Genomic DNA, 26,013 nt, shown 5'->3' with positions numbered 1-26,013 from the left:
TCCAATGTGAACGAAATATAGCCTTTTTGATTTAAAATGAATCTTAACAATTGAAATGGTAAGTTTTTCAGTGGCCTCGGTTCATTCCGAAGTCATCTTTTTTGCATAAAATGGGTAATAAGAAGGCATAATGGCACAAGATAGAACACGTTTAGAATTGAACATGAACCACCAAATGTCTATAATAAGCTTGAGAAACTGTAGAATAACATCAAGATACAATAACTAGATCAGAGTGGAGTGCAGCGTATGAAAAAGGGATCACAGCCACAACGAGGTTTCACCTTCATCCAGCGGTGGTTCAAACGATCTGATAAAAAAAAGATCAAATGGTCTGAAATGTATCTCGCACTTGCTGGTGCGCTTCATCGATTGTTGGTTGAAGGGCGGCGTGAACGTTCAGCAGCCAAACGGCTGCATCAGGACTTGCCTATTAACGCGTTGGGCGAGATGAAGCTAGAGCCAGGGGATATTGTGTACACGCCAAGCTCGGAATCGACGTATTACGCCGGGCATATGGGTATTATTGGTCTCGACGGCAAGGTGTATCATGTGCACCCTTATGGGCCTGTATTTGCTGATTCATTAGAGTGGTATCTGACGCGATTTTATGAAGGAGATCGTTTCATTGTATTCCGTTCCAGATTGAATGAGGCAGGAATGAAAGCAGCCGGGTGGGTACATGACCATTACAAGCAGGTAAAATTCTACCGTTTGCAGACCAATCTGCGCAGTATTGAGCGCAATTACTGCTCCAAGTTTATATATCAGGCCTATCAGTTCACATCGGGACTGGATCTGTGGAGCCGCAAATTTACCCGAATGAATCAGGGGTATATCTATCCATTTCGAATTGAGCGTTCATCAGAGCTGGACGTTCTGGGAACTTTTTATAAATAAGGCTGGAACCGACTAAAATACTGTTCTTCCGAAAAAAAGGAGAGCAGGTTCTGTCGGTTTTTTTTATATGTGTAGAGATTAAAAACAGGAAAAACGCCCAAAACGTCGAATAGATTATGAGATAGGCACGCACAACTTGGAATCGTATACATAAAAAAAGACGAGATGATTATTAGCCCAGAGTAAAAAAATGACTACGAAGTAGACGAACAAGAAAGAGTGAAGCGAGATGAAATGGCCGGGTTTCATACAACGATTCCGACCGAACAAAAACGTGGTTAAGCTATCGGATTATATCCCAAAAAAGGAAAGGAGGCACTACTGTTCCATATGCAAGAAAAACGTTAAATCGGTCGTGCATTATGCCGCGCCACAGGGAAATGTTTCAGGTGTATGCAGTTCTTGTAAGTCTTTAGCGGATGAACGTGGAATGTTTCCCATTTAATAAGAAGAGATGCGCTCAGGAAATAAGAATTTTTTGATTTATGCGCGTTTTTGTAGTACATTAGCAAATGTATTCGAAGGAGGATTCTAATGTACTCAGGTAGACAAGACGATACTTTATACATCATGACCTACACCTTAAACAGCGGTATCAAGGGTACGGTTCCACTGTCTAATAAGCAGATTATTGAGTGGCTGGATTGCTACAGAAATGAGAAGCGCTTCGTGACCGAAATCGGCAAGGAGTTTTTTGGATTGAATGCAGGATTGGTAGCAGACTTCAAGGTTCAAAATCATTTATCGGATTATCAGCAGACCATTATGCCTACACAGCAGCAGGATAACCTGGAACGCTTGTCCAGTGCTTATAAATCAACCGAGTTATTAATGAAGATTGATTGTAAATGTGGCACGGCTTATGTGACGGAATCCCCATACAAGCGCACAAAATGGTACTGTACAAAGTGTAAAGAGATTGTATTTTTGGATGCCAAAAAAGGAATGGTGGAAACGTCGCGTGGTGACGCTTACTACATGACCAACAAATATTTTGTTTCCCGTGACTAGCGGGAAGTGACTCTGGAAGCATCGCTGCGAAGCGGTGCTTTTTTGTGCAAATGTTTGCTCTATAACAAAAAAAGCCCCAAGGGGCTTTTTTGGAAGATATCTAAGATCGATCTTTTAGGAATTATGATGAACATTCAACTTTGTGAGGAGGAATGAAGCAGCAACGACAGCGTGGCTCGTAAGCTTCTGAATCGCCAATCATGACAACCGGACCCAAGGTAACAGGCTCCCCATTGACGATACGTTGCGTAAAGGCTGCATCTGGGCTGCCACATACCGCACAGAAAGCCGAGAGTTTCTCAATGTCGTCTGCCATGGCAAGCAAACCACCGACATATCCGAATTCCTTACCACGGTAATCCATATTAAGTCCGTCCACAATGACATGTTTGCCACAATACGCTAACTCCGAGACAAGTTCCATAATGGCACTGCTGAAAAATTGTACTTCATCAAATGCAACAACATCAGCATCTATGGTTTGGTTCAAGATCATTTCTACGGATTCCGGGGTTAACTGCCGGGGAATGGAATGGGCAGGGAGTCGATAACCAATTCGGCTCACGATCTCGTCCTGGGCAAACCGATTATCCTCGGCTGGTTTGTAGGCCACAACCTTTTTACGGCCAAATTGTATTAATTTCTGACAACGGCGAATGAGTTCACCGGATTTTTCACTGAACATGGGTCCAGTAATTACGGTAATACGTCCTGTTTGCACGGTGCTGCTACTCCTCTCACATACGGGATTCAACAAAAAAGCGACCTTTACAGAGTACCACAAAATCTTTGGAAAGAGCCAGAACTAATCTGCACAGCTTTGTGTTACTATATGGATTGTTAAGGTATTGGTTACGGCAGCTAGTTAACAGGAGTTGTGAAAAGAGGTGTTTAGTATGAGTGAAGCATTAACATCACTTCAAGAGCGATATGAAAGCCTGAAAGAACAGGGATCTCTAGATGAAGCGGCGCAGGTATTATTTGCAGAACTGTTCGCAGAAGCGGAGAGACTGCAGGCAAGTAACCTTACTTTGCGTAGAACGATCTTGAAGTCTTCTTCCAAAGAATCACGTATGTCTACCAAACTGCGGGATGCCTTATACGAATGACCCGGAGATTACTCCGGGTCCTCTTCTGTCTTTAATTTGCGAGGGAATAGAATACCTGCTGTAATTCTGGCAATCATGGCAAAGGTGAGACCAATGCCTGCAAACATGTAGATTACGGTAAAGGCTTTGCTGAATCCGGTGGTTGGCACAAACTCAGGATGTCCCACCGTAGTCAGGGTAACCGCACAGAAGTATAACGCATCGATCCAGTGCAGACCTTCAACACGAGTGTAAAATAAAGTGCCTGACAGCAACGTTGCTGCCGTTAACGCGAACAGAGCCAGAAACTTAGGGTCTTTGAACGCATGGAAAATGCCTTTGAGCAATCGTTGTAACGTGATTAGAAATGATACCATGATGATCCATCCTGTCTATGTAAAGTAGGCGGTGTGTTGTATAGACACACAAATAGCCCGGACTCATGGAGTCCTTCCGGGCGTCTCTGCTTTTTCGGGTACACTTTTGGACCGGAAACGGGGACCTACATAATTACGCTTGCGGTCACGGAACAGGATCCAGCCTCCCAGAAAACTCATACCTGCGGCAAAAAGGACAAGTCCACCGCCAAAGGAAAGCCATTGGAATCCTGGTGAAATCAGTTCGTTCCCGTGCTCGGCATAATATAGGAACAGGGCATCTTTCATCATCAGAAAACCCTTCATTGCCATTAACCCGGGGATGACCAGAACAACAATTGCCAAAAATCGCGCAAAGACCAATCTTGTATTCATGAGCATTATACCCTTTCTGCCAAAGTCGACATTAAATAAAGGTTACGCTTACAGATCATACCTGATTCCATCATAGCTTGGAATGCATAGGCTGTCCATGTGTGATTGCTTCAAACTTTGAGTTGACCGCTCAAGGAGAGTACAATGGCATATAGAGGGTATAAGCTAAACCATGATTTAAGCCATCATAAATGATATTGAAATTTGATTCATAGAGGAGAGCATGAGAGATGCCAATTACATGTGATGTTGCAATTCTTGGAGGAGGGACCGGTGGATATGTAGCCGCGATCCGGGCTGCACAGCTGGGAAAACAGGTTGTTATCATTGAGAAGGACAAGCTTGGTGGAACCTGTCTGCATCGTGGTTGTATTCCGAGTAAGGCTTTGCTGAAAAGCGCGGAAGTATACGCTGAGATTCAGGAGAGCGAGACTTATGGTATCGAGACGAATGGAGCCACACTTGTATTTCCCAAAGTACAGGCGCGCAAGGATGCAATTGTCGAACAGCTCCACCAGGGCGTTCAGTATTTGATGAAAAAAAATAAAATCCAGGTTGTACACGCGAAAGGTCGCGTCATCGGTCCATCCATCTTCTCACCGCAGAGCGGAGCAGTCGCTGTAGAGTTCGAAGATGGCGAGATGGATACGGTAGTTCCAACCAATCTCATCATTGCCACTGGTTCGCGTCCTCGTGTGCTGCCGGGCCTGGAACCGGACGGCAAGTTTATTATGAGCAGTGACGAAGCCCTGCGTATGGATGAACTTCCTGCATCACTCATCATTGTTGGTGGGGGTGTGATTGGACTGGAGTGGGCATCCATGCTGAATGACTTTGGCGTAGACATCACAGTAGTAGAAGCAGCTGCTCACGTGTTGCCTGCCGAGGATGAGGATGTTGCCAGAGAAATGCAGCGATTGCTCAGCAAACGAGGTGTTCGTTTCCTGACAGGTGCCACCGTTCTAACGGAAACATATAACACGGATCAAGAGGGCATCCAGATTGATGTGCAGCTTGGTGACGATAAGCAGGAAACGCTGAGAGCGGAGAAAATGCTCGTGTCGGTTGGACGTCAAGCTAATGTCGAAAATATCGGACTTGAAAATACAGATATCAAACTGGAGCGTGGGTTCATCGCTGTGAACAAACAGTTACAGACCGGTGAAGGTCACATCTACGCCATTGGTGACTGCATCGGCGGTTTGCAGCTTGCACATGCCGCAAGTCATGAAGGCATTCTCGCTGTCGATCATCTGGCGGGCGAAACGGTACATGCCCTAGAATCCCACCGTATCCCGCGCTGTGTGTACACCCGTCCGGAAGCAGCAAGCATCGGATTCACCGAGCGTGAAGCCAAAGAACGTGGCTATGACATTAAAACAGGCAAGTTCCCATTTTCGGCCATTGGCAAATCGCTTATTCACGGAAGTCGGGATGGATTCGTGAAGGTGATCGCAGATGCCAAGACGAATGATATATTGGGGGTACATATGATTGGCACCCATGTGACGGAATTGATCGCTGAGGCTTCTCTGGCTCAGATGCTGGATGCCACACCTTGGGAAGTCGGACAAACCATTCATCCGCACCCTTCTCTGTCGGAAATTATGGGTGAAGCCATGTTGGCGGTCGATGGAAAGGCCATTGGAATGTAAGCCAAACAAGCTTATGAGAAAGGTCCTTTCCTTTTTTGGGTAAAAGGGATTATAATAAGGTTAAGCCAAGTCTTAGTACCAGGTTATAAGATCGGGTAGTAAGAGTGGCACAGGCTCTGATTAAAAGGAGGTACCTCATATGAGTTCACAAGGTACTGCAGACGCGGTCCACCGGCATCAACAGCTGGGACTTAGCGATGGTGAAGTATTGGATATGTACAAATACATGCTGCTCGCGCGCAAGTTTGACGAGCGTTGCTTGCTCTTGCAACGGGCTGGCAAAATTAACTTTCACGTATCCGGTGTAGGACAGGAAGCCGCGCAAGTAGGCGCTGCTTTTGGTCTGGATCGGGATCACGATTATTATTTACCTTATTACCGCGATTACGGCTTTGTACTGGCGGTAGGCATGACTCCGCGTGAGTTGATGTTGTCTGCTTTTGCGAAGGCAGAAGATCCGAATAGTGGCGGTCGGCAAATGCCCGGTCACTTCGGACACAAAAAGCTGCGGATTGTGACGGGTTCCAGCCCGGTTACAACACAGGTTCCGCACGCTGTTGGATTTGCACTGGCAGCCAAAATGAAGAAGCAAGAATTTGTTTCTTTTGTTACGTTTGGCGAAGGATCAAGCAATCAGGGTGACTTCCATGAGGGAGCCAACTTTGCAGGTGTGCATAAATTGCCTGTCATTATTATGTGTGAGAACAATCAATATGCAATTTCGGTACCGATTCACAAACAGTTGAGCGGCAAAATATCCGATCGAGCACAAGGATATGGGTTCCCCGGACTGCGTGTAGATGGTAACGATGCATTAGAAGTATATGCTGCAGTGAAGGAAGCGCGTCGCCGTGCCATAGCCGGAGAAGGCCCGACACTGATTGAAGCGATGATGTATCGGTTGTCACCTCATTCCACCTCCGACAATGATCTGGCTTACCGGACCAAAGAGGAAGTTGAGGAGAACTGGAAGAAAGATGGCGTTCCTCGCATGAAGAACTACTTGATCGATTGTGGCATCTGGGACGAAGCCCGTGATGCAGATCTGGCTTCCCAGCTTGCGATGGAAATGAAAGAAGCAACTGAATATGCAGACAACGCGCCATATCCTAAACCTGAGGACACTCTGACGCACGTTTATGCGGACAGCGAAGAAGGGGGACGGTAAGAATGGCAGTGATGGAATATATTGATGCAATCCGTCTCGCGATGAAAGAAGAGATGGAACGGGATGAGAATGTGTTTATCCTTGGTGAAGACGTAGGTCTCAAAGGTGGTGTGTTTACCACAACTAAAGGGCTGCAAGATCAGTTTGGCGAAATGAGAGTGATGGACACACCTTTGTCTGAATCCGCTATTGCAGGTGTTGCCATTGGTGCAGCAATGTATGGCATGAAGCCGATTGCCGAGATGCAATATTCGGACTTCATGTTGCCGGCAACCAACCAGATCATTAGTGAAGCGGCGAAGATCCGCTATCGTTCCAACAATGACTGGAGCTGTCCGATTGTTATCCGCGCACCGATTGGTGGCGGGATCTTCGGTGGGTTGTATCACTCCCAATGTCCGGAATCGATTTTCTTTGGTACACCTGGTCTGAAAATTATAGCTCCCTACTCGGCATACGATGCTAAGGGACTGCTCAAGGCCGCTATTCGCGACCCGGACCCGGTACTTTTTTTTGAAAATAAAAAATGCTACAAACTTATCAAGGAAGATGTGCCTGAAGATGATTACATCGTTCCGATTGGTAAAGCCAACGTACTTCGTGAGGGTGCGGATATTACGGTGATCGGTTACAGTCAGCCGCTGCATTTTGTCATGCAGGCTGCTGAGGAGCTGGAGCGTGAAGAAGGCATTACAGCACACGTTCTCGATCTGCGCACATTGCAACCGTTGGATCGTGAAGCGATTATTGCTTCCGCTCGTCTGACAGGCAAAGTGCTGATCGTACACGAAGATAACAAAACGGGTGGTGTAGGTGCCGAAGTTGCCGCGATTATTAGTGAGGAATGTCTATTTGAACTGGATGCACCGATTCAGCGTCTCTGCGGACCTGATGTGCCGGCCATGCCAATTAGCCCAACATTGGAGAAATTCTACATGCTGAGCAAAGACAAAGCCAAAGCAGCAATGCGTACACTTGCCGAGTTTTAATTTCGTTTTTTGGATCGTTTAAAAGTAAAGTTTGGAGTGATAATCAAATGGCTGAACGTATGAAATGGATCGAGGTCATTATGCCGCAATTGGCGGAATCGCTGGTCTCGGCTACCATAGGCAAATGGTTGAAAAAACCGGGCGACCGTGTGGAACAGTACGAGCCGATCTGTGAAGTAATCACTGATAAAGTTAATGCCGAGATTCCATCCACTGTGGATGGAATTATGGGTGACCTTTTGGTGGAAGAGGGCACAACGATTGCTGTTGGTGAAGCAATCTGCCGCATGCAGGTCGCAGCTTCTGACGAAGAAGCGGCTGAGCAAGTAACACAAGTATCGCAGCAACAGGAGCAAGTGCAGCAACATGCGAGCCCCACTCCTCTTGCCGCGTCAAATACAGCAGGACATGATCCGAACCAGCCGATGCGTAATCGGTATTCCCCGGCAGTGCAATCCTTGGCAGCAGAGCATGGCTTGAACTTGCAAAGCATCCAAGGCACCGGTGCCGGTGGCCGTATTACCCGCAAAGATGTGCTGACATTTGTTGCACAGGGAGGTAACGCGGCTGGATCGTCTGCACCAGCATCATCTCCTGTAGCACAGCATACACCTTCTGGTGTGCCGTCTGCTTCTCCATTCAGCGGAGTGAATCGTGGAAATGGAGAAATGGGTTTAACCGCTGGAGAAGCGATCTCAGCGTCCGATGCAGGTGTTCCTGTGAGACATTCAGGCATTCATCTAACCGAAAGTCCGAAAATTCCACAGATCGAAGTGGAAGGTGGCGGCCAGGGAAGATCGGAGTATTTCATCGATGTTACCCCTGTGCGTAATGCCATTGCCCGGAATATGCGTCAAAGCGTATCGGAAATCCCGCATGCATGGACGATGATCGAAGTGGACGTAACCAATCTTGTGATGCTGCGCAATAAACTCAAGGATGAGTTCAAGCGTAAGGAAGGCATCAATCTGACATATCTGTCCTTCATGATGAAGGGAGTCGTTAACGCGATTAAAGACTACCCAATCATGAACTCGGTATGGGCAGTGGACAAAATTATCGTCAAACGGGACATTAACCTGTCCATGGCGGTAGGAACCGAAGATTCTGTACTTACACCCGTAATCAAACATGCCGATCAGCGAAATATTGCAGGTCTGGCCCGTGAAGTCGATGAGCTAGCTCGTAAAACACGTGAAGGTACGTTGAAGCTGGACCATATGCAAGGTGGTACGTTCACGGTGAACAACACCGGTTCATTTGGTTCGATCCTGTCCCAGCCAATCATTAACTACCCGCAGGCAGCCATTCTTACATTCGAGTCGATTGTCAAGAAACCAGTGGTTATTAATGATATGATCGCTGTTCGCTCGATGGCTAACCTGTGTCTGTCGCTGGATCACCGAATCCTGGATGGGGTAATCAGCGGACGTTTCTTGCAACGTGTCAAAGAAAACCTTGAAGGATATACCATGGAGACCAAGGTGTATTAAGTAAATAGTTGTCGGGAAAGTGTATGTGCCGGAGGCCGTGCACTTTTCCTGCTGTCTACGGACAGGTGCTCAATTGTACACTGAACCTGAAGCAGAAGGGTGTGGGGAATCATGAGCAAGCCGCTGGATGTTGCATACATACCAATGCTTGATTATGAAGAGGCTTGGAACCGCCAGAAAGCGATTGTGCAGCGATTGGACGAGGGCGAGGGAGCGGAGCAGATGTTGCTTTTACAGCATCCACCAACGTATACGATCGGCTCACAAAATCATCCGGAGCATCTGCTTCTCAGTCCGGAAGAGTTGCGTGAGCAAGGGATTTCTTTGTTTCAAATTGACCGTGGCGGTGATATTACTTATCATGGCCCGGGCCAGTTGGTAGGTTACCCGTTATTGATTCTTGGTCGGGATGAAGACCTGGATCTGCACGGCTATCTACGGAAACTTGAGCAGGTGCTTATGGATTATCTCGCAGACCAGGGCATTGAAGCTGGACGCAAAGAGGGGTACACGGGTGTGTGGATTGGTGATATGAAGATTGCTGCAATCGGCATCAAGTTTAATCGTTGCAAACACCGCCGCGGTTTTGTGACCAGTCACGGGTTTGCTTTTAACATCAGCTCAGGCATTCAACATGCAGGTTTTCAGGGGATTGTTCCTTGTGGGATTGAACAGTATGGCGTTACCTCACTGGAGGATATAACGGGCAAGTCCTATGCGGTGGAGCAAGTAGCGCAGGAGATTGTTCCGTACTTTAATCGTATTTTTCCATATCAAATTAATTGGGTCACGGAAAAAGAAGCCCTTCAACGTCTGTAAACAGGTCGTCGAAAGGCTTTAGGTTGCTATCCAAACAGCAACGGTTCGAGAGCTATGAAGAGGGTGGACCCGATCATGGCGATCAGCATGAGATAGATGATGATTTTGAACCATTTCTTTTTTTGCATGATGAGAGAACTCCTTTCAACATAAAGTAAACAAACCATAGTAATTGTATTGTACCGTATCTACGAGAGGGAGGAAAGTCCTATGATTAAACAACAACGTGTTATCGATCAGTTCATGGAACTGGTGCAGATTGATAGTGAAACGAAAAATGAACAGAACATCTCGAAGGTGTTAAAAGAACAGTTTGCAGAGCTTGGTCTTCATGTCTATGAGGATGATACCATGGAGCAAACCGGACATGGCGCAGGAAACCTCGTCATTACCTGGGAAGCCGAAGGAACTGAAGGGGTTGCACCGATCTTTTTCACATGTCATATGGACACCGTGACGCCGGGACAGGGAATCAAGCCTGAACTGGGTGAAGATGGCTGGATCCGCAGTGATGGAACAACGATCCTGGGAGCAGATGACAAAGCAGGGATTGCGGCATTGTTTGAAGCGATTCGAGTGATCCAGGAAAACAAGATTCCACATGGTAAAATTCAATTTGTCATTACGGTCGGCGAAGAGTCTGGACTGGTGGGTGCACGTGCCATGAATCCGAAGGATATCGATGCCGAGTTCGGTTATGCGCTGGATTCTAATGGAGCTGTAGGCACGATCTGTGTTGCTGCTCCAGCGAGAGCTGAAATTCAAATGAGCATCTATGGTAAGTCTGCCCATGCTGGCGTGAATCCGGAAGACGGGATCAGCGCCATTCAGGTTGCCGCAAAAGCAATTGCAGCGATGACACTGGGCAGAATTGATGACGAGACAACAGCAAACATTGGCAAATTCCAGGGTGGGTCAGCACTCAATGTGGTATGTGACTTTGTACAGCTTGAAGCGGAAGCTCGCAGTATTGTTCAGGAGAAAGTTGAATTGCAGGTTGCACAGATGCGTGACGCGTTGGAAACGACTTGTCGCAAATACGGTGCAACAGCTGAATTCAGAAGTGAGATCCTTTACCCTGCATTTGGCTTCCATGATGAACACGAAGTTGTACAACTTGCACAGCGTGCCATCCGCAGTATTGGGCTGGAGACAAGTACGTTTGCTTCCGGTGGTGGCAGTGATGCCAATATCTTTAACGGATTCGACCTTCCAACAGTGAACTTGGCGGTAGGGTATGAGGATATTCATACAACCAAAGAACGTATTCGTGCCGAAGACATTGTGAAGTTATCCCAGGTAGTCGTAGCTATTATTCAGGAAACGGCAGCTGACAAGAAATAATATAGAGCACATGTTACCTCACATGTTGTTAAACAAAAGTCCGAACCCGGTCTGTATCGGATTCGGACTTTTTGCGAATTCATGTTATATTTCAAGGGAGAAGACTCGTTAATTTAGGGTCAAATTGAATCATTGGATGAATGGATCAATGACCCATTCATTTACGTCCAGCGAGCAGATCGATTAACTTGGCATCCGGGCCCCACTCGCGCAACCATTGTTTGAGTATAAGCTGTACTTGCCGGGCTTGTCCTACCACGTGTAAGGATTGAGGCGTCATATAACTATTCATTGAAAGTCCCCCTGATTCGTTTATATTTGCTGTGAGAATTCTATACGCTCACCATATGCCCAAAATCAGAGATATATACATTAACCGAATATATAATTCTACGATATGGAGTTGAAGAACCAATGAAACCAAATCAATCTGCCCAATCCATCCACGCGGCGCAACCTGCCAATCCAAAACTAGATGAAGTGACCGTATCCACTAAGCCAATCTTCGAGGGCAAAGTGATTTCACTTCAAGTCGATACCGTTAAACTGCCGAATGGCCAAACGGCTACACGTGAGATAATCCGGCACCCTGGAGCGGTAGCTGTACTCGCTCTGAATGGGGATCGCATGCTTGTTGTGGATCAGTATCGTCAGGCAATGGGACGCACCGAAGTGGAGATTCCTGCGGGGAAACTGGACCCGGGTGAAGAACCAGAGGTTGCCGCAGCACGTGAATTGCGAGAAGAGACGGGATATGTAGCCAAGTCGCTGCGTCATTTGCGTTCGTTTTACACGTCACCGGGGTTCGCAGATGAGATTATTCATCTTTACATCGCTGAAGAGTTGGAAGCAGGGGACATGGCGCTGGACGAAGATGAATTCCTTGAAGTTGCCGAAATAACTCTGGAGGAAGCTTATGCGCTTATGGACGAGAACCGGATTAGCGATGCCAAAACGATGATGGCCGTGTACGCGTGGGACCTTTACAGAACGACAGGACGGTTCTAGGCATGCAAGACCAACTGGAAACGTCCACGACGTGGGAGCCCTGTTATACAGACCTGCATATCCACATCGGACGAACCTCTCGGGGTGAGGCTGTTAAAATCAGTGGCAGTCGTGATCTGACATTTGAGAATATTGCCCGGGAAGCATCGGATCGCAAAGGAATTCATTTGCTTGGTGTTATTGATTGTCATTCTCCGGTTGTACAGATGGATATCGAGCAATTGCTGGAGAGTGGCACCATGTCCGAGATTGAGGGCGGCGGTATTGCCTACCAGGACACCACCATTCTGCTGGGTACAGAGATTGAGTTGCGCGAGCCTGGAATGCGTGAGTTCCATATGCTGGCGTACTTCCGTGATCTGAAAACGATGAAGTCCTTCACGGACTGGATGAAACGTTATATGAAAAATGTGAATCTCAGTTCTCAGCGGGTCTACGTGCCCGCACTTGAGATGCAGGCGGAGATTAAGGCCCGTGGTGGACTTATTGTGCCTGCACATGTGTTTACACCGCATAAAGGCATTTATGGCAGTACTGCGTCCCGTATGGGCGATGTGCTGGATACTAGTCTAGTGGATGCGGTAGAGCTGGGGTTAAGCTCGGACTCATCCATGGCAAGTTATATTCGGGAGCTGGATCATGTTCCGTTCCTGACCAATTCGGATGCCCACTCTCTCGGTAAGATTGGACGGGAGTATAATGAACTGCAAGTGGCTGCACCTTCTTTTGATGAATTCCGTATGGCACTTCAAGGAGAAGCCGGCAGGAGCATAGCTGCCAATTATGGACTGAATCCAAGGCTAGGCAAATATCACCGTACTTACTGTGCAGCATGTGGCAGCATTATGGACGAGCAAGCGATGTCAGCAGAGCGTTGTCCGCACTGTGGTAGTCTGAAGCTGGTGCAGGGGGTGCTGGATCGCATCCTGGCGATCTCTGATCGAGAGAATCCTCATGTTCCTGCAAACAGACCAGCCTATCATTATCAGGTGCCACTGGAGTTCATCCCGGGACTTGGCAAAGCCAAACTGCGCCAGCTACTGGACCATTTTGGTACAGAAATGAACGTACTTCATCGCACGCGTGAGGAAGAGCTTGCTGCGGTTGTTGGACCTGTGCTGGCAGGCTTGATTGTGGCTGCACGGAACGGACAACTGGAGCTGTCCTCCGGAGGTGGCGGTACGTACGGAAAGGTTGCTGTTCAGGAAAAAGCCTCGGAGTGACCGGTGTAAATAATCTTTAGTTCAACTCATATAGCTTTCGCTATACAGAGGTCCAATCTGGACAAGAAGTCATACAGGTGCATTCCGGTTCATAAGAATGACTATGAGGATGTAAATGAAAATCCTTGCAGCATGATACCGGAAAGGGGACTCGTACCTGTATGCGCTCTTCCTACTTTACATTTAAAGGTCAGACTTCGTTATATGTATTCGTGGCCGTCTTGTTTCTGGTCGGCGTCATTTTTGGCGCGCTCATGGTGAACGCATTGTCTCTCGAGCAACGTCAGGATCTGGAGGGTTATCTCGGTAATTTCTTCATGACCGTGCAGCACAGTGCACAAGTGACTGAGACCGGGGCATATTGGGACATTGCCATGCTCCATCTGAAATGGGTGGGTCTGATCTTTATTCTGGGTTTATCCGTCGTTGGACTACCCGGTATACTGGTTCTGGATTTTTTGAAAGGTGTGCTCATTGGATTCACAGTGGGGTACCTTGTTGGACAGTATTCCTGGAAAGGGCTACTGTTTGCACTGGTGTCCGTGGCACCGCATAATCTATTTGTCATTCCGATCCTCCTGATCTGCAGTGTAGCGGCGATGACGTTCTCGTTATACATCATTCGTAATCGTGTTTTGATGCAGCGAACACCTGGTCGACAAAGGCCTTTTGCTTCATATATAGTGTTAACTTTGGTTATGGCTGCATTGCTGCTCGGCGTGGCGTCTTTTGAAACATGGGTTACACCTGCAATGATGCGTTGGGTCACGCCAATGTTACTACCAGCCTAACGTGCACCGTATAGTGTAAAATGTTGACTTTAATTACGCACTCCCCCTATAATGAAAAGAGTGGGTTAAGTTGCAGTGTGCAGTGATTTCCTAGGGGGAGGGAGAAAATGGAAGCACGGATTGATAAAATTAAGCAGCAACTACAGTCCCAAGGATATAAATTAACGCCCCAGCGGGAAGCCACCTTAAGAGTACTTCTTGAGAATGAAGAAGATCATCTGAGCGCAGAAGATGTATTCATGCTCGTTAAAGAAAAGGCTCCCGAAATCGGTCTGGCAACCGTGTACCGTACCCTCGAACTGCTGAGTGAGCTGCATGTTGTAGAGAAAATCAACTTCGGCGACGGTGTAGCGCGTTATGATCTGCGCGGAGATACATCCAAGCATCACCATCATCACTTAATCTGTGTTCAATGCGGAAGTATGGATGAAATACGTGAAGACTGGCTTGGACCGCTTGAAGAGCGTTTGGAGCGGGAATTCAACTTTTCGGTAGTAGATCACCGACTGGACTTTCATGGAATTTGTTATCGTTGCAAAGCTAAAAATGAACAGAAACCCAAAGATGAAGAATAACATAGCATATCTTCAAGCTCTCACCGGCGGTTTTGACGGGAGAGCTTTTTTGGCACCGGACATGATCTGGAGTTTCCCCCGAATGGCATAAACCTGTGTTTATGGACATACCCTGATTCAAGGACAATACCGGATTCGAATCAGGAGGGGACGCGCCCATGATTATATCAGTGCGGAGAGGGCTCCGTTTTATTCGATTTATTATATTTTTTGCTGCATTAGTTTATCTGTTCTATCATGTTCTGGATCTGTTTAATGGCTGGATCTCACCTGTGGATCAGTATCAGATGCCGACTGGCAATGCAATCAAAGTATTTCAGGAAACGGATTGGCCGGGTAATGGAGAAGGACGTCCTACGATGGCAGAGCGTCTCCGTTTGTTCTATTGGTACGGGGAGTAGCTTCAAACAGCCAGGGATGCAAATACGGGAGCAGTCTGCCAGAGCGGCAGATCTGTCAGTTGAGGAGCGTTGTACATGAAACAGACGATACACGCCTACGCCTTATACTTGGAAGATGATAAAGGGATGTCGAGCAGCACGCTTGAATCGTATCTCCGAGACGTGGACAAGTTCATTGAATTTGCAGATAAGGAATATGGCATACGCGAAGCCGACCAGGTCAGACGTACACATGTCGTCCTGTTTGCAGGTCAGCTCAAACAGGCAGGACGTGCCAATGCAACCATTGCCCGCAGCATCGTATCTCTGCGCTCCTACTTTCATTTTTTGATGCGACGGGGTGATATTATACAGGACCCTACGTTTGATGTGGAAGCTCCCAAGGCGGACAAGACGCCACCACAGGTGTTAAGTATCCAAGAGATCGAACAACTGCTGACAGCGCCTGATACTCGTTCACCGCAGGGTGTGAGAGATCGAGCGATGCTTGAACTGTTATATGCTACAGGCATTAGGGTCTCGGAACTGATTGCCCTTGACATTCGGGATGTACAGCCAGGGATGCGCTTTATACGATGCGGTGGGGCGGGCAAGGAACGTATCCTTCCCATTGGTGCACCAGCTGCACATTGGGCAAGTGTATATGTGGAGGAATTCCGCAACAAGTTGCTCAAAACCGATTCGGACGAGCAGGCACTATTCGTGAATGTATCTGGTAGACGTTTAACCCGGCAGGGCTTCTGGAAGCTGCTCAAAAAAGCGGCGGTGGACGCAGGAATCTCGGAAGAAATTACGCCGCATACGCTGCGTCACTCCTTTGCAGCACACCTGATTGCCAATGGGGCGGATACACGTGCGGTTCAAGACATGCTGGGTCATGTGGAGCAGCCTGGACAACAATATGGCAATCATGGTCGCAAAACCATGAAAGAAATCTATGAAACCCATCATCCGAGGGCAAGATAGATTTTGACGCATGGCCTTCACAAATAAATGCGGAACATTGGGCCGATTTAGGATAAAATAAATTGAATACATCCAAACGCCGTTATACATAAGACGGATCGTTTCAACTCAAGGAGGAACATACATCGCATGACAGCATTAAACCAACAAATGATTTCGGAAGCAGCATCTTATATTCAAAGCAAAAGCTCCATCAAGCCGGAAGTCGGTTTGATTTTGGGTTCAGGTCTTGGCGTACTGGCAGAACTGATTGAAGATGGCGTAAGTATTGCTTATCAGGATATTCCGCATTTTCCAGTGTCCACAGTAGAAGGACATGAAGGTGAACTATTGGTCGGAACCATTAAAGGTCGTCCAGTCGTGATGATGAAAGGCCGTTTCCACATGTACGAAGGATATGGTCCGGAATTGACAGCTTTCCCGGTACGGGTTATGAAAGAACTGGGTGTAAGCAGCCTGCTTGTAACCAATGCTGCAGGCGGCGTGAATACGTCGTATGAAGCTGGAGACTTGATGCTGATCTCGGATCACTTGAATCTCACAGGCAAAAATCCACTGATCGGACCAAATGACGCTGCACTGGGCGTGCGTTTCCCCGATCTGTCCGAAGCATATAGCCGCCGTTTGCGTGCGCTGGCGAAGGATACGGCGGCATCACAAGGTTTTAACGTACGTGAAGGGGTATACGCAGGTATGCTCGGTCCGAACTATGAGACACCGGCAGAGATCAGAATGCTGCGTACACTGGGCGCAGACGCAGTGGGCATGTCCACTGTATCTGAAGTGATTGTGGCACGCCACGCGGGCCTGGAAGTACTCGGTATTTCCTGTATCAGCAACATGGCTGCCGGAATTCTGGACCAGCCACTGTCACATGATGAGGTTATGGAGACGACGGAACGTGTGCGTGAGTCGTTCCTGGCGCTGGTAGTGGCAGTTATTCCACAAATGTAAGCAAGATTTGAGTAGATAAGGTTACCTCTTTGGATGAGAAATCATCGGGGGGTAACCTTTTTTTGTTGTTGTGTTGAACGTACGGTTACTCATTCCTTGAGTACAGTGCGTTTTTTTGGCTATGACCACATTTTCAATAAAAGTTCGGGAAATCATGCTTTACATGGAATAATTTACTGGAAACGGGCCGACAATGATTAGCAGTACATGCATGGAACATGCAGTAAGCAAGTCATTTGAGGAGGTAACCTTGTGAAGAAAAGAATAATGGCATCGTTCATGACCCTTTGTATCCTGCTGTCCCTTATGGCATCAACAGCATTGGCTGAAGAAACACCGAAGGCAGCGGGAGGAACTGATCTGGCCCCGTCGGCGCGCTCTGCGATCTTAATGGATGCAGATACGGGAACGGTTATTTATGAGAAAAACAGTCATGATCAGCTGCCTCCAGCGAGCATTACAAAGATTATGACCATGCTACTTACGATCGAAGCGATCGACTCAGGCAAGCTGAAGCTGACCGACAAAGTAAGAACAAGCGAATACGCAGCTTCCATGGGCGGTTCGCAGATCTTTCTGGAGCCTGGGGAAGAAATGACGGTCGACGATATGTTAAAAGGGATCGCGATGGCTTCGGGCAATGATGCCTCGGTAGCGATGGCTGAGAAGATCGCTGGCTCGGAAGAAGCCTTTGTACAGCTGATGAATGAGCGGGCGAAGGAGCTGGGCATGAAGGATACTCATTTTGCCAACTGTAACGGCCTCCCGGTCGATAATCACTATTCTTCCGCCCATGACATTGCCGTCATGAGCCGTGAACTGCTGAAGCATTCCGGGATTACGAAGTACACCGGTGCATATCAGGATTACCTTCGCAAAGATACGGAAAAGCCCTTCTGGCTGGTGAATACAAACAAGCTGGTTCGTTTTTATGAAGGGGCAGATGGTTTGAAAACAGGTTACACATCCGAAGCGAAGTTCTGTCTCTCCGCAACAGCGTCCAAGGACGGACTACGTGTCGTTTCCGTGGTACTCGGTGAACCAAATACCAAAACACGGAACAGTGAAGTGTCTTCGATGTTTGACTATGCGTTTAGTCAATATACGATGAAGGCGCTCTACAAGGCAGGGGATCTGCTGGGAAGTCTGAAGATCGAAAAAGGTGAAGTTGCCGAATTGCCTCTGAATGCCACGCAAAATTATAGTGTGCTGATGCGCAAAGGAGCCAAATCCAACGACATCCGGCATGAATTGCTGGTCGCCAAAGAATTGAAAGCTCCGATCAAAGCCGGGCAAAGTATAGGTAAACTGGTGGTTTATCAGGGTAATGACGTCATTAAGGAGTTCGACATTCAGGCTCCGCAGGATGTGAATAAGGCGGGCTGGTGGAAGCTGTTTAAGCGGACAACGTCCAATCTGTTTGACTAAACGGCGATTTCTGCGAGTTGCACGTATCCTTCGAACATATTTTGTAGTTAAATAGGGGTTTTCTTCTAGTTTTGTCGGGGGGCAGGAAAAGCCTTCGGAAGCGTAGAAATCCTTGTTCTAAGACAGGGAGGAGAGTGAGCAAACGTGAACTTGCATGTGGAAATGGAACACCATCGCGGGATTCTGATTGTACGATTATCCGGGGAGCTGGATCACCATACAGCTGACATGGTACGGATGCAAATGGATGAAGCCATCCAGCGGAGACAAAGCGAGCATCTCGTACTCAGCCTGAAAGATCTGCAATTTATGGACAGTTCGGGTCTAGGTGTCATTTTGGGAAGATACAAGCTCATTAAGAATAAAGGTGGCAAGATGGTGGTCTGTGACGTCAATTCGCCAGTGTACCGTTTGCTGGAAATGTCGGGGCTGTTTAAGATTATGCCGATATACGAAAATGAGGGAACTGCTCTCTCAGGTCTGGAGGTCGTCTCATGAATGAAGGAACAGGGACAAATTTCATGAATCTGCAATTCGCGGCCAAGTCAGAGAATGAGTCGTTTGCACGGGTAACCGTTGCTGCGTTTATCTCCCAGCTTGATCCAACGATGGACGAGCTCAGTGACCTGAAGACGGTCATTTCGGAAGCCGTGACCAACAGCATCATCCACGGATACAACAACAACTCCGAGGGTGTGGTGTCCATCCAGGCGGAGATTCGGGAAGACATGATCACTATCATCGTGGAAGACCGCGGTGAAGGAATCGAAGATCTTGAACTGGCCAAGCAGCCGCTATTTACGTCCAAACCCGAACTTGAGCGGTCGGGCATGGGCTTCACCATTATGGAAAACTTTATGGATGAATTCGAAGTCAGCAGTGAGCCCGGCAGAGGCACCTCCATCAAGATGAAAAAAAGGATTGAATCCAAGAAAGCATTGTATAATTAGGGGTTGGTGTTCTTATGGATGCTGAAGTGAAACCATCTTCACAGACCTATTTGGACGATGCCGAGGTCAAACGGCTGATTGCGCTCAGTCAGTCGGGTGACCATGTCTCACGGGATACGCTGGTGAACTGCAACATCAGACTCGTCTGGTCCGTCGTACAGCGTTTTATGAACAGGGGATATGATCCGGAAGATCTGTTCCAGATTGGTTGTATCGGTCTGCTCAAGTCAGTGGACAAATTCGATCTCAGTTATGACGTGAAGTTCTCAACCTACGCGGTACCGATGATCATCGGAGAAATCCAGCGATTCCTGCGGGATGACGGTACCCTGAAGGTCAGTCGTTCACTGAAAGAGATGGCGAATAAAGTCCGCAAAAAAAGGGACGAACTGTCCAAACATCTGGATCGTTTACCAACGATTAAGGAAGTTGCCGCAGAGCTGGGGGTAACCCCGGAGGAAGTTGTATTTGCCCAGGAAGCGAACAAACCACCGACCTCCATCCATGAGACCGTATTTGAAAATGACGGCGATCCCATTACATTAATGGATCAGATTGCCGACGAGTCTCAGGAACGTTGGTTTGACAAGCTGGCCCTGAACGAAGCCATCGGTGGTCTCAGCGAGCGGGAGCGGTTAATCGTTTATCTTAGGTATTACCGGGATCAGACCCAGTCCGAGGTAGCTAGCAGGTTGGGTATATCTCAGGTACAGGTATCACGTCTGGAGAAAAAAATACTGCAATCCATCCGCGACCAGATCGCGCAGTGATTTCGTGGGTTGCAACAACAATATTGGTGCATATACACCAGTATACGACAACTAACAACCTTCTATCGCGCATTATGGCGAGGGAGGTTATTTGTTGTTAATACGGGGAGATCTCAAACGATTGGACTGCATGACCAGCATCATGCCAAGGATACATGCCATACCAATCCATTGATAGAAGCCAAAAGGTTCATGGAGCCATATGACGGTTGTTCCAACAGCAGCAAGGGGCTCTGCACTCCCGAGCAGGCTAGTTTCCTTGGGTGTAAGACTTTTGAGACTCGCAATGTAAAACCAAAAAGCAATCATGGTTCCAAAAAGGATCGTAAATATCAAATAACCGTAGGTTTCAAACGTGATGTTAGCAAAATTCATTTTCCAGGGTGGGTGAATAAAACTCATTCCCAAACCACCGATGATCATAGCCCAGCCGACCACAACAAGTGAATCGAACTTTTTAATCAGTTGCACGGCATACAGCGTATAAAATGCAGCTGAAACCCCAGATAACAGCCCCCATATCACTGCAAGCGAGGAGACAGATAACTGCGTAAGCGAGCCATTCGTGAGCAGGAGAAAACACCCACTGAGAGCCAGAACGGCGCATGCAAGGTCATTGCGTGTGAGGACAGACTGCTTACGGAGTGCGATGTAAATCATGATCATGACAGGGGACAGGTACTGTAGGAGTGTAGCCACCGCTGAATTGCCGTGTTTAATGGATGCCATGTACGTATACTGAACGGCAAGCATGCCCACCAATCCAAAAATGATCATCTGCCCAGCCGTTTTTTTATTTCTCCATACATCAAAAATCTGAAATCTTCCATTTGTAAACGATTGAATAACCAGTAATAGTAACCCGGCAATCAACAATCGCACAGTGACATACCAATTGACCTCCATTCCATCCAGTTGAAACAGTTTTTGAGATACCGTACCCCCAATGCCCCAGCAGATGGCTCCCGTCAGAACGAGTACGATACCTGAAATTTTGGATTTTGCAGAAGTTGTCATTCTTGTTCGCCTCACCTTAAGTATAAGAATAGTGTTATATTAAGGAGAAACGCGATACATTTATATCAATATTACACTTAAAAATATAACTATATTGAGATGAGGGCCATGCAGAAGATCGAATTTATCATTGATCAACATTTGAAAGAAATGACGGAACACCGTACCGATACATTATCTATAGCTTGTTATGAGACAACCATTGTTCAAAATGTTCACAGACATATTCCTCTCCACTGGCATGATGAATTGCAGTTTGTTGCCGTTCTTCAGGGTACGGCGTTGTTTCATATCAACGATCAAAAGATGATTTTGTCCAAAGGTGACGGGATTTTTATCAACAGTGGAATAATGCATATGGCCGAAGATCACGGGGTGAGCGAGAACTGCATTTATTTATGTCTGAATTTGTCCCCACATGTTATCATGCCTTCGGATTTGTATATAAAGTACGTACATCCATATGTAACAGCAACTAATTTGCCTTTTCTGTATATCGAAAGAGCTAACGCTTGGGGAGAACAGATCTTGGATGCTGTTGCACGGATTAGAAAGGAGCTAGTGCACCAAGTTCCTTTTTACGAAGTGAATGTTGCTTCGGCGGTGCTTAATATGTGGAAACTGCTGATTATAAACGGATATTCTCTTGAACATGATCCATCAGAGATGAGCAGAAACAACCGAATGAAAGACATGTTGCAATGGATTAATCTCAATTATGCCGATCCAATTAAGCTTGAAGATATTGCAAAGGCTGGACAGTTAAGTCGATCGGAGACATGCCGTTATTTCAAGCAAATCCTGAAAACCACACCCATGCAATATGTGATCGAGTACCGCATCCAAAGAAGCATTGAACTATTGCAACTCTCCGAGCTTAGTATCACCCAAATTGCCTATGAGGTTGGTTTTAACAGCACGAGTTATTACATTAACCAATTCCGCAAAACAATGAATTCAACCCCTTTACGATTTAGAAGGGAATTGAACAAAAGAGAAAAAGAACATAATTCTTTGAATTATTGTTCATGATCCGTGAACCTAACTACCAATACCGAAGAGTCGCCCATACGGCGACTTTTTTTGATATGTAAAATAATGCTTCACACTCAGTTGCGCTTCAAATCCCCAAATTTCTAAAATTAATATCCAGAAGCTACCTTCACAAGTCATAGAATTTTGCACAAAATACCCCCTCAAAGCTCATCTTTCAATTCCCTTCCTGCCTACTCCCTAGCATATTTATTTCAAACGTTTGGAAACGGAGGACGAGGGGGAGCGGAGGGATGGAATCGGTCAAAAGGAGCGAAGCGTGAGGGCTCATCTAAGGATACATAAGCAACGCAGGCGGTAGATTAGACCTGAAGAAGCGAAGCGTGCGCCTTTGTCTCCAAATTTCTACCCAGTTGTATTCTAAGACGCATGCAGAAGGTAACTTCAAAATTCATAGAATTTTGAGAAAAACACCCCCAAAAAGCTCATCTTTCAATTCCCTTCCTGCCACCTCCCCAGCATATTTATTTCAAACGTTTGGAAACGGGAGGACGATGGGCAGCGGAGGGATGGAATCGGTCGAAAGGAGCGAAGCGTGAGGGTTCATCTAAGGATACATAAGCAACGCAGGCGGCAGATTAGACCTGAAGAAGCGAAGCGTGCGCCTTTGTCTCCAAATTTCTAACAATTAGAAATCAATCATAAGAATTTGGAGACAACAGCGATCAGAAGGTTGGTCTGCCGTCGGAGTGTCTGCGTGTATCCTCCCCCCGAGCAACAGCGACCAATGACCGATCCATCCCGCAGCGTCAACTCAACCTTCCACCTTTTTTCCAACCAGTTTGTAATAAATTTGCACATTCTTCAAATACTAACCTAAATTACGCAGTAAAGGAGTGCTATGGATGTCCCAGACACCCACTCCAATGGTCTATATTCGTCTGCGCAGCCGTATTCGCATCCAGAGGGGCAGAGCAGTCAAGCTTGGAGACATTGCACATGTACTGACCTCTTCAGAAGACCAAGAGGTCAGGCTACTGGAGCTTGAACTGCTACGCCCTGGACCGGAGGATGGCAATTTGATCCTCATTGATATATTGCAGATAATTCCCCGAATTCGGCACATTTTGCCGGAGGTAAGTGTGGAACTGATAGGATCAGGTCATACGCTTGTTGAAGTCATTGCGGGAAATGGTCAACCTTCCAAGTCTCTGTTCATATTGGTTTGGCTGCTGCTGTTCTTCGGATCGGCCTTAACCATTATGAATTTTCATGCCGATGTGAACATGCAGGAAGTACAAATTCGTATTGTGGAGATGCTTACTGGGCATCGGGACGAACATCCCTATCTGTTTCAAGTGGCGTATTCCATTGGCATTGGATTCGGAATGGCCGTATTTTTTAATCATTTGTTTAAGAAAAAGTGGAATGAGGAGCCTACCCCGCTGGAAGTAGAGATGTTCCTATACCAGCAAAATGTAGATAAATATGTGGTGATTGAAGAAAGCGAACGGATGCACGAGCAGGAACGCAGGGAGATGAATGCGGATGAGCGTTCTTAATGGAGCAATCAGCATTGTATTGGGTATTGCAGGGGGAATTGCCGTAGGGAGCGGCGTAATTGCGCTTATTCTGGTGCTCGATATGATTCCCAGGTTGGCTCAACTTACGCAATCGTATGACAAAACTCACTGGTACGAAGGGGCGCTAATTGGTGGTTCACTGCTTGGGACAGTGGCGGACTTCTGGCACTGGAAAATGCATGGGGTGCTGCTGCTCAGCCCAATCGTTGGTTTATTCTGTGGCGTGTTCATCGGTCTGCTGGCCGCAGCGCTCACTGAGGTACTCAATGTACTACCCGTGCTAGCCAAACGATTGGGCATGAAACCTTATTTATTTGGATTACTGCTCGCCATGATTTTGGGTAAAATGACAGGTTCCCTGTTTGATTTTTTTATATATCAACGGTAACTCGTGGCCATAGGAGGATGGAAGATGGATGAACGAACGGAGCACACAGGCCAGGAAAATAGTGAAGGTATAACGGAAGAGATGTTACACAAGTCTGCTTATGAGATTCAGAAGGAAGAAGAGGAGAAAGCGTACAGTAAGAAAAAACAAAATGAGATGTCCGACAGCATTGAGGAATCTGTACAATATTGGCAGGAAAACGATGATATCTCCCCACGCATGAGTGAGAATAGATATACACTGCAACAGGTACTGGGGCTCGGAGAATCCTTCGACGTGAATATGAGGGAAATGGTTCTGGGTGGCAAGCACGTTGGGTTGCTGATGATCACCGGCTTCGCCAAGGATGAGATTTTGCTTGAAGTGTTGAAAAGACTGACCTATCTCACGCCGGATGACGTGTCCGGACATGCTCTCAAATCTTATTTTGAATGTTACATTCCCCATATTCAGGTGGAGAAAGTCGAGAAGATGAGTGCGGTCATCAACAAGGTTCTTACCGGTATGAGCGCAATGTTCGTTGAAGGAGACCGCTCGGTCTTAATTATGGATACCCGGAGTTATCCAGTACGTTCACCCGAAGAACCTTCCTTGGAAAGGGTAGTCCGAGGTTCCAGAGACGGCTTTACCGAAACACTCCTGACTAACGTGACCCTGGTGCGTCGCAGAATACGCGACCCGGGACTGAAGTTTGAGATTATGCAGGTAGGGCGGAGAACACAAACCGATGTCTGCGTGGTGTATATTGATGATATTGTGGATAAAGTGCAGGTCGATTCAGTTCGTGAAAAAATTCAGCGAGTAGATATCGATGGTATTCCCGCAGCCGATAAACAGCTGGAGGAAGCGATTATCAACAAGGGTTGGAATCCGTTCCCACTCGTTCGTTATTCGGAACGACCAGATGTTACAGCTTCTCATTTGCTGGAAGGACGAGTCGTCATTTTCGTAGACACTTCCCCCAGTGTGATGATTCTACCAACGACCTTTTTCGACCTATGTGAGCATGCGGAGGAGAACAGACAGACGGCCTTGATGGGAACATATTTACGATGGGTGCGTTTTGCAGGGATTCTCATCTCGTTGTTTTTGCTACCATTATGGCTTCTCATGGTTATTGACCCTTCGATTAAACCGATGGGACTTGACTTCATTGGTCCACAGGAAAATGTAAAGCTACCGCTGATTCTACAGTTTCTACTGATCGAACTAGGCGTCGATTTATTACGGATGGCAGCGGTCCATACGCCTACACCTCTGGCATCGGCTATGGGCTTAATCGCGGCCATTCTAGTCGGGGATATCGCGGTGAAAACAGGATACTTTGTCAATGAGGTTGTGCTCTATATGGCCATAGCAGCCATCGGTATGTTTGCCACGCCGAGTTACGAGTTGGGTCTCGCCAATAGGCTGGTCAGGCTGGTTCTGCTAGTCGCTGTTGCGATATTCAAGGTTCCGGGGTTGGTCGTGGGCTGTACATTACTCATATTGGCGCTCACCGTTCACCGGTCGTACAATTCTTCGTATCTCTGGCCTTTTATACCGTTTAATGCGAAGGCCTTGGGCAACTTTTTATTCCGGCTTCCGCTGCTGGAAAATAAAAAACGTCCATCATTCAATAAAACCCGTGACAACACCAAAATGTCGGATGATCCGGACGGGGAACTGCAAAAAAGTAAAAAACACAAATGATCTTCCGAAAAATCCATTCATCTCGCTGCCTAATTTGATATACTGGTGTAAAATC

The 26,013-nt window shown here is 47.1% G+C and carries 30 protein-coding genes; 24 read left to right on the top strand and 6 right to left on the bottom strand.

The window, feature by feature from the left end; translation table 11 throughout:
- Positions 1-249: 249 nt before the first annotated feature.
- Both C170_RS07485 and C170_RS07480 read left to right on the top strand, forming a co-directional pair.
- On the top strand, positions 250-900 hold the full coding sequence (locus tag C170_RS07485; RefSeq protein WP_017687613.1) for a hypothetical protein: 651 nt from the start codon (positions 250-252) through the stop codon (positions 898-900).
- Positions 901-1,434: 534 nt separating this feature from the next.
- Positions 1,435-1,911 (top strand): hypothetical protein, encoded by a 477-nt coding sequence (locus C170_RS07480; protein ID WP_017687614.1) that lies wholly within the window; start codon positions 1,435-1,437, stop codon positions 1,909-1,911.
- A gap of 121 nt (positions 1,912-2,032) precedes the next feature.
- Here the strand turns inward: C170_RS07480 and C170_RS07475 are convergent, their stop codons facing one another.
- Positions 2,033-2,632 (bottom strand): thymidine kinase, encoded by a 600-nt coding sequence (locus C170_RS07475; protein ID WP_017687615.1) that lies wholly within the window; start codon positions 2,630-2,632, stop codon positions 2,033-2,035.
- 175 nt (positions 2,633-2,807) lie between these two features.
- Between C170_RS07475 and C170_RS07470 the strand changes: the two genes are divergently transcribed.
- Positions 2,808-3,020, top strand: a complete 213-nt coding sequence (locus C170_RS07470) for a hypothetical protein (protein WP_036607885.1) — start codon at positions 2,808-2,810, stop codon at positions 3,018-3,020.
- A gap of 8 nt (positions 3,021-3,028) precedes the next feature.
- On the opposite strand, the gene C170_RS07465 is transcribed toward C170_RS07470, so the two are convergent.
- Both C170_RS07465 and C170_RS07460 read right to left on the bottom strand, forming a co-directional pair.
- Positions 3,029-3,376 (bottom strand): potassium channel family protein, encoded by a 348-nt coding sequence (locus C170_RS07465; protein ID WP_036607883.1) that lies wholly within the window; start codon positions 3,374-3,376, stop codon positions 3,029-3,031.
- A gap of 63 nt (positions 3,377-3,439) precedes the next feature.
- Positions 3,440-3,757, bottom strand: a complete 318-nt coding sequence (locus C170_RS07460) for a DUF2627 domain-containing protein (protein ID WP_017687618.1) — start codon at positions 3,755-3,757, stop codon at positions 3,440-3,442.
- 224 nt (positions 3,758-3,981) lie between these two features.
- Between C170_RS07460 and lpdA the strand changes: the two genes are divergently transcribed.
- From lpdA to lipB, 5 genes are all read left to right on the top strand, one after another.
- Positions 3,982-5,406, top strand: coding sequence for a dihydrolipoyl dehydrogenase (lpdA, locus tag C170_RS07455; protein WP_036607880.1), 1,425 nt, complete (start codon positions 3,982-3,984; stop codon positions 5,404-5,406).
- Between the two features lie 139 nt (positions 5,407-5,545).
- Positions 5,546-6,574 carry a thiamine pyrophosphate-dependent dehydrogenase E1 component subunit alpha gene (locus tag C170_RS07450; RefSeq protein ID WP_036607878.1) on the top strand — a complete coding sequence of 343 codons (1,029 nt, stop codon included), beginning with the start codon at positions 5,546-5,548 and terminating at the stop codon, positions 6,572-6,574.
- Positions 6,575-6,576: 2 nt separating this feature from the next.
- Entirely contained in the window at positions 6,577-7,563 is a 987-nt protein-coding gene (locus C170_RS07445) for an alpha-ketoacid dehydrogenase subunit beta (RefSeq protein ID WP_017687621.1), read from the top strand.
- Between the two features lie 47 nt (positions 7,564-7,610).
- A complete protein-coding gene (locus C170_RS07440) occupies positions 7,611-9,056 on the top strand; it encodes a dihydrolipoamide acetyltransferase family protein (RefSeq protein ID WP_036607875.1) in 1,446 nt (481 codons plus the stop codon).
- Between the two features lie 111 nt (positions 9,057-9,167).
- Positions 9,168-9,875 (top strand): lipoyl(octanoyl) transferase LipB, encoded by a 708-nt coding sequence (lipB, locus tag C170_RS07435; RefSeq protein WP_036607873.1) that lies wholly within the window; start codon positions 9,168-9,170, stop codon positions 9,873-9,875.
- Between the two features lie 26 nt (positions 9,876-9,901).
- Here lipB and prli42 read toward each other — a convergent pair whose 3' ends face one another.
- Complete coding sequence (gene prli42 / locus C170_RS30685; protein ID WP_017687624.1) at positions 9,902-10,003, bottom strand: stressosome-associated protein Prli42; 102 nt, start codon at positions 10,001-10,003, stop codon at positions 9,902-9,904.
- Between the two features lie 82 nt (positions 10,004-10,085).
- Between prli42 and C170_RS07430 the strand changes: the two genes are divergently transcribed.
- On the top strand, positions 10,086-11,219 hold the full coding sequence (locus C170_RS07430) for a M20/M25/M40 family metallo-hydrolase (RefSeq protein ID WP_036607871.1): 1,134 nt from the start codon (positions 10,086-10,088) through the stop codon (positions 11,217-11,219).
- A 157-nt stretch (positions 11,220-11,376) separates the two neighbouring features.
- Here C170_RS07430 and C170_RS30680 read toward each other — a convergent pair whose 3' ends face one another.
- Positions 11,377-11,511 (bottom strand): Z-ring formation inhibitor MciZ, encoded by a 135-nt coding sequence (locus tag C170_RS30680; protein ID WP_100527202.1) that lies wholly within the window; start codon positions 11,509-11,511, stop codon positions 11,377-11,379.
- Positions 11,512-11,633: 122 nt separating this feature from the next.
- On the opposite strand from C170_RS30680, the gene C170_RS07425 reads away from it, so the two are divergent.
- From C170_RS07425 to sigF, 11 genes are all read left to right on the top strand, one after another.
- Entirely contained in the window at positions 11,634-12,227 is a 594-nt protein-coding gene (locus C170_RS07425; RefSeq protein ID WP_051447058.1) for an NUDIX domain-containing protein, read from the top strand.
- Positions 12,228-12,229: 2 nt separating this feature from the next.
- On the top strand, positions 12,230-13,450 hold the full coding sequence (locus tag C170_RS07420) for an endonuclease Q family protein (protein ID WP_036607868.1): 1,221 nt from the start codon (positions 12,230-12,232) through the stop codon (positions 13,448-13,450).
- A 161-nt stretch (positions 13,451-13,611) separates the two neighbouring features.
- Positions 13,612-14,241: a stage II sporulation protein M gene (gene spoIIM / locus C170_RS07415; protein WP_017687629.1), complete on the top strand. Its 630-nt coding sequence runs from the start codon at positions 13,612-13,614 to the stop codon at positions 14,239-14,241.
- Positions 14,242-14,348: 107 nt separating this feature from the next.
- On the top strand, positions 14,349-14,816 hold the full coding sequence (fur, locus tag C170_RS07410; protein WP_036607866.1) for a ferric iron uptake transcriptional regulator: 468 nt from the start codon (positions 14,349-14,351) through the stop codon (positions 14,814-14,816).
- 158 nt (positions 14,817-14,974) lie between these two features.
- Positions 14,975-15,217 (top strand): DUF4227 family protein, encoded by a 243-nt coding sequence (locus C170_RS07405; protein ID WP_017687632.1) that lies wholly within the window; start codon positions 14,975-14,977, stop codon positions 15,215-15,217.
- A 75-nt stretch (positions 15,218-15,292) separates the two neighbouring features.
- Complete coding sequence (locus C170_RS07400) at positions 15,293-16,183, top strand: tyrosine recombinase (RefSeq protein ID WP_036607863.1); 891 nt, start codon at positions 15,293-15,295, stop codon at positions 16,181-16,183.
- Positions 16,184-16,312: 129 nt separating this feature from the next.
- Positions 16,313-17,137, top strand: a complete 825-nt coding sequence (locus tag C170_RS07395) for a purine-nucleoside phosphorylase (RefSeq protein ID WP_036607861.1) — start codon at positions 16,313-16,315, stop codon at positions 17,135-17,137.
- Positions 17,138-17,443: 306 nt separating this feature from the next.
- Positions 17,444-18,565 (top strand): D-alanyl-D-alanine carboxypeptidase family protein, encoded by a 1,122-nt coding sequence (locus C170_RS07390; RefSeq protein ID WP_235193874.1) that lies wholly within the window; start codon positions 17,444-17,446, stop codon positions 18,563-18,565.
- A 144-nt stretch (positions 18,566-18,709) separates the two neighbouring features.
- Positions 18,710-19,063: an anti-sigma F factor antagonist gene (gene spoIIAA, locus C170_RS07385; protein ID WP_017687636.1), complete on the top strand. Its 354-nt coding sequence runs from the start codon at positions 18,710-18,712 to the stop codon at positions 19,061-19,063.
- A complete protein-coding gene (spoIIAB, locus tag C170_RS07380; protein ID WP_036607858.1) occupies positions 19,060-19,515 on the top strand; it encodes an anti-sigma F factor in 456 nt (151 codons plus the stop codon). Before spoIIAA ends, spoIIAB begins: the two co-directional genes overlap by 4 nt.
- A 14-nt stretch (positions 19,516-19,529) precedes the next feature.
- On the top strand, positions 19,530-20,285 hold the full coding sequence (sigF, locus tag C170_RS07375; protein ID WP_036607856.1) for an RNA polymerase sporulation sigma factor SigF: 756 nt from the start codon (positions 19,530-19,532) through the stop codon (positions 20,283-20,285).
- Positions 20,286-20,372: 87 nt separating this feature from the next.
- On the opposite strand, the gene C170_RS07370 is transcribed toward sigF, so the two are convergent.
- On the bottom strand, positions 20,373-21,302 hold the full coding sequence (locus tag C170_RS07370) for a DMT family transporter (protein WP_036607854.1): 930 nt from the start codon (positions 21,300-21,302) through the stop codon (positions 20,373-20,375).
- A 108-nt stretch (positions 21,303-21,410) separates the two neighbouring features.
- Between C170_RS07370 and C170_RS07365 the strand changes: the two genes are divergently transcribed.
- From C170_RS07365 to C170_RS07350, 4 genes are all read left to right on the top strand, one after another.
- Positions 21,411-22,334, top strand: coding sequence for a helix-turn-helix transcriptional regulator (locus C170_RS07365; RefSeq protein WP_036607852.1), 924 nt, complete (start codon positions 21,411-21,413; stop codon positions 22,332-22,334).
- A gap of 866 nt (positions 22,335-23,200) precedes the next feature.
- Positions 23,201-23,857 (top strand): stage V sporulation protein AA, encoded by a 657-nt coding sequence (locus C170_RS07360; RefSeq protein ID WP_036607850.1) that lies wholly within the window; start codon positions 23,201-23,203, stop codon positions 23,855-23,857.
- Positions 23,838-24,266 carry a stage V sporulation protein AB gene (locus C170_RS07355; RefSeq protein ID WP_026080996.1) on the top strand — a complete coding sequence of 143 codons (429 nt, stop codon included), beginning with the start codon at positions 23,838-23,840 and terminating at the stop codon, positions 24,264-24,266. Before C170_RS07360 ends, C170_RS07355 begins: the two co-directional genes overlap by 20 nt.
- 24 nt (positions 24,267-24,290) lie before the next feature.
- The gene (locus tag C170_RS07350) at positions 24,291-25,958 is read left to right on the top strand and encodes a spore germination protein (protein WP_036607848.1); all 1,668 of its coding nucleotides are present in this window, start codon (positions 24,291-24,293) and stop codon (positions 25,956-25,958) included.
- The last annotated feature ends 55 nt before the right edge of the window (positions 25,959-26,013 follow it).

The sequence above is a fragment of the Paenibacillus sp. FSL H7-689 genome, from assembly GCF_000517905.1.
Classification (GTDB): Bacteria; Bacillota; Bacilli; order Paenibacillales; family Paenibacillaceae; genus Paenibacillus; species Paenibacillus amylolyticus.
Note: the sequence above shows the minus strand (reverse complement) of the source record. Positions and strands in the feature narration are given on the sequence as shown.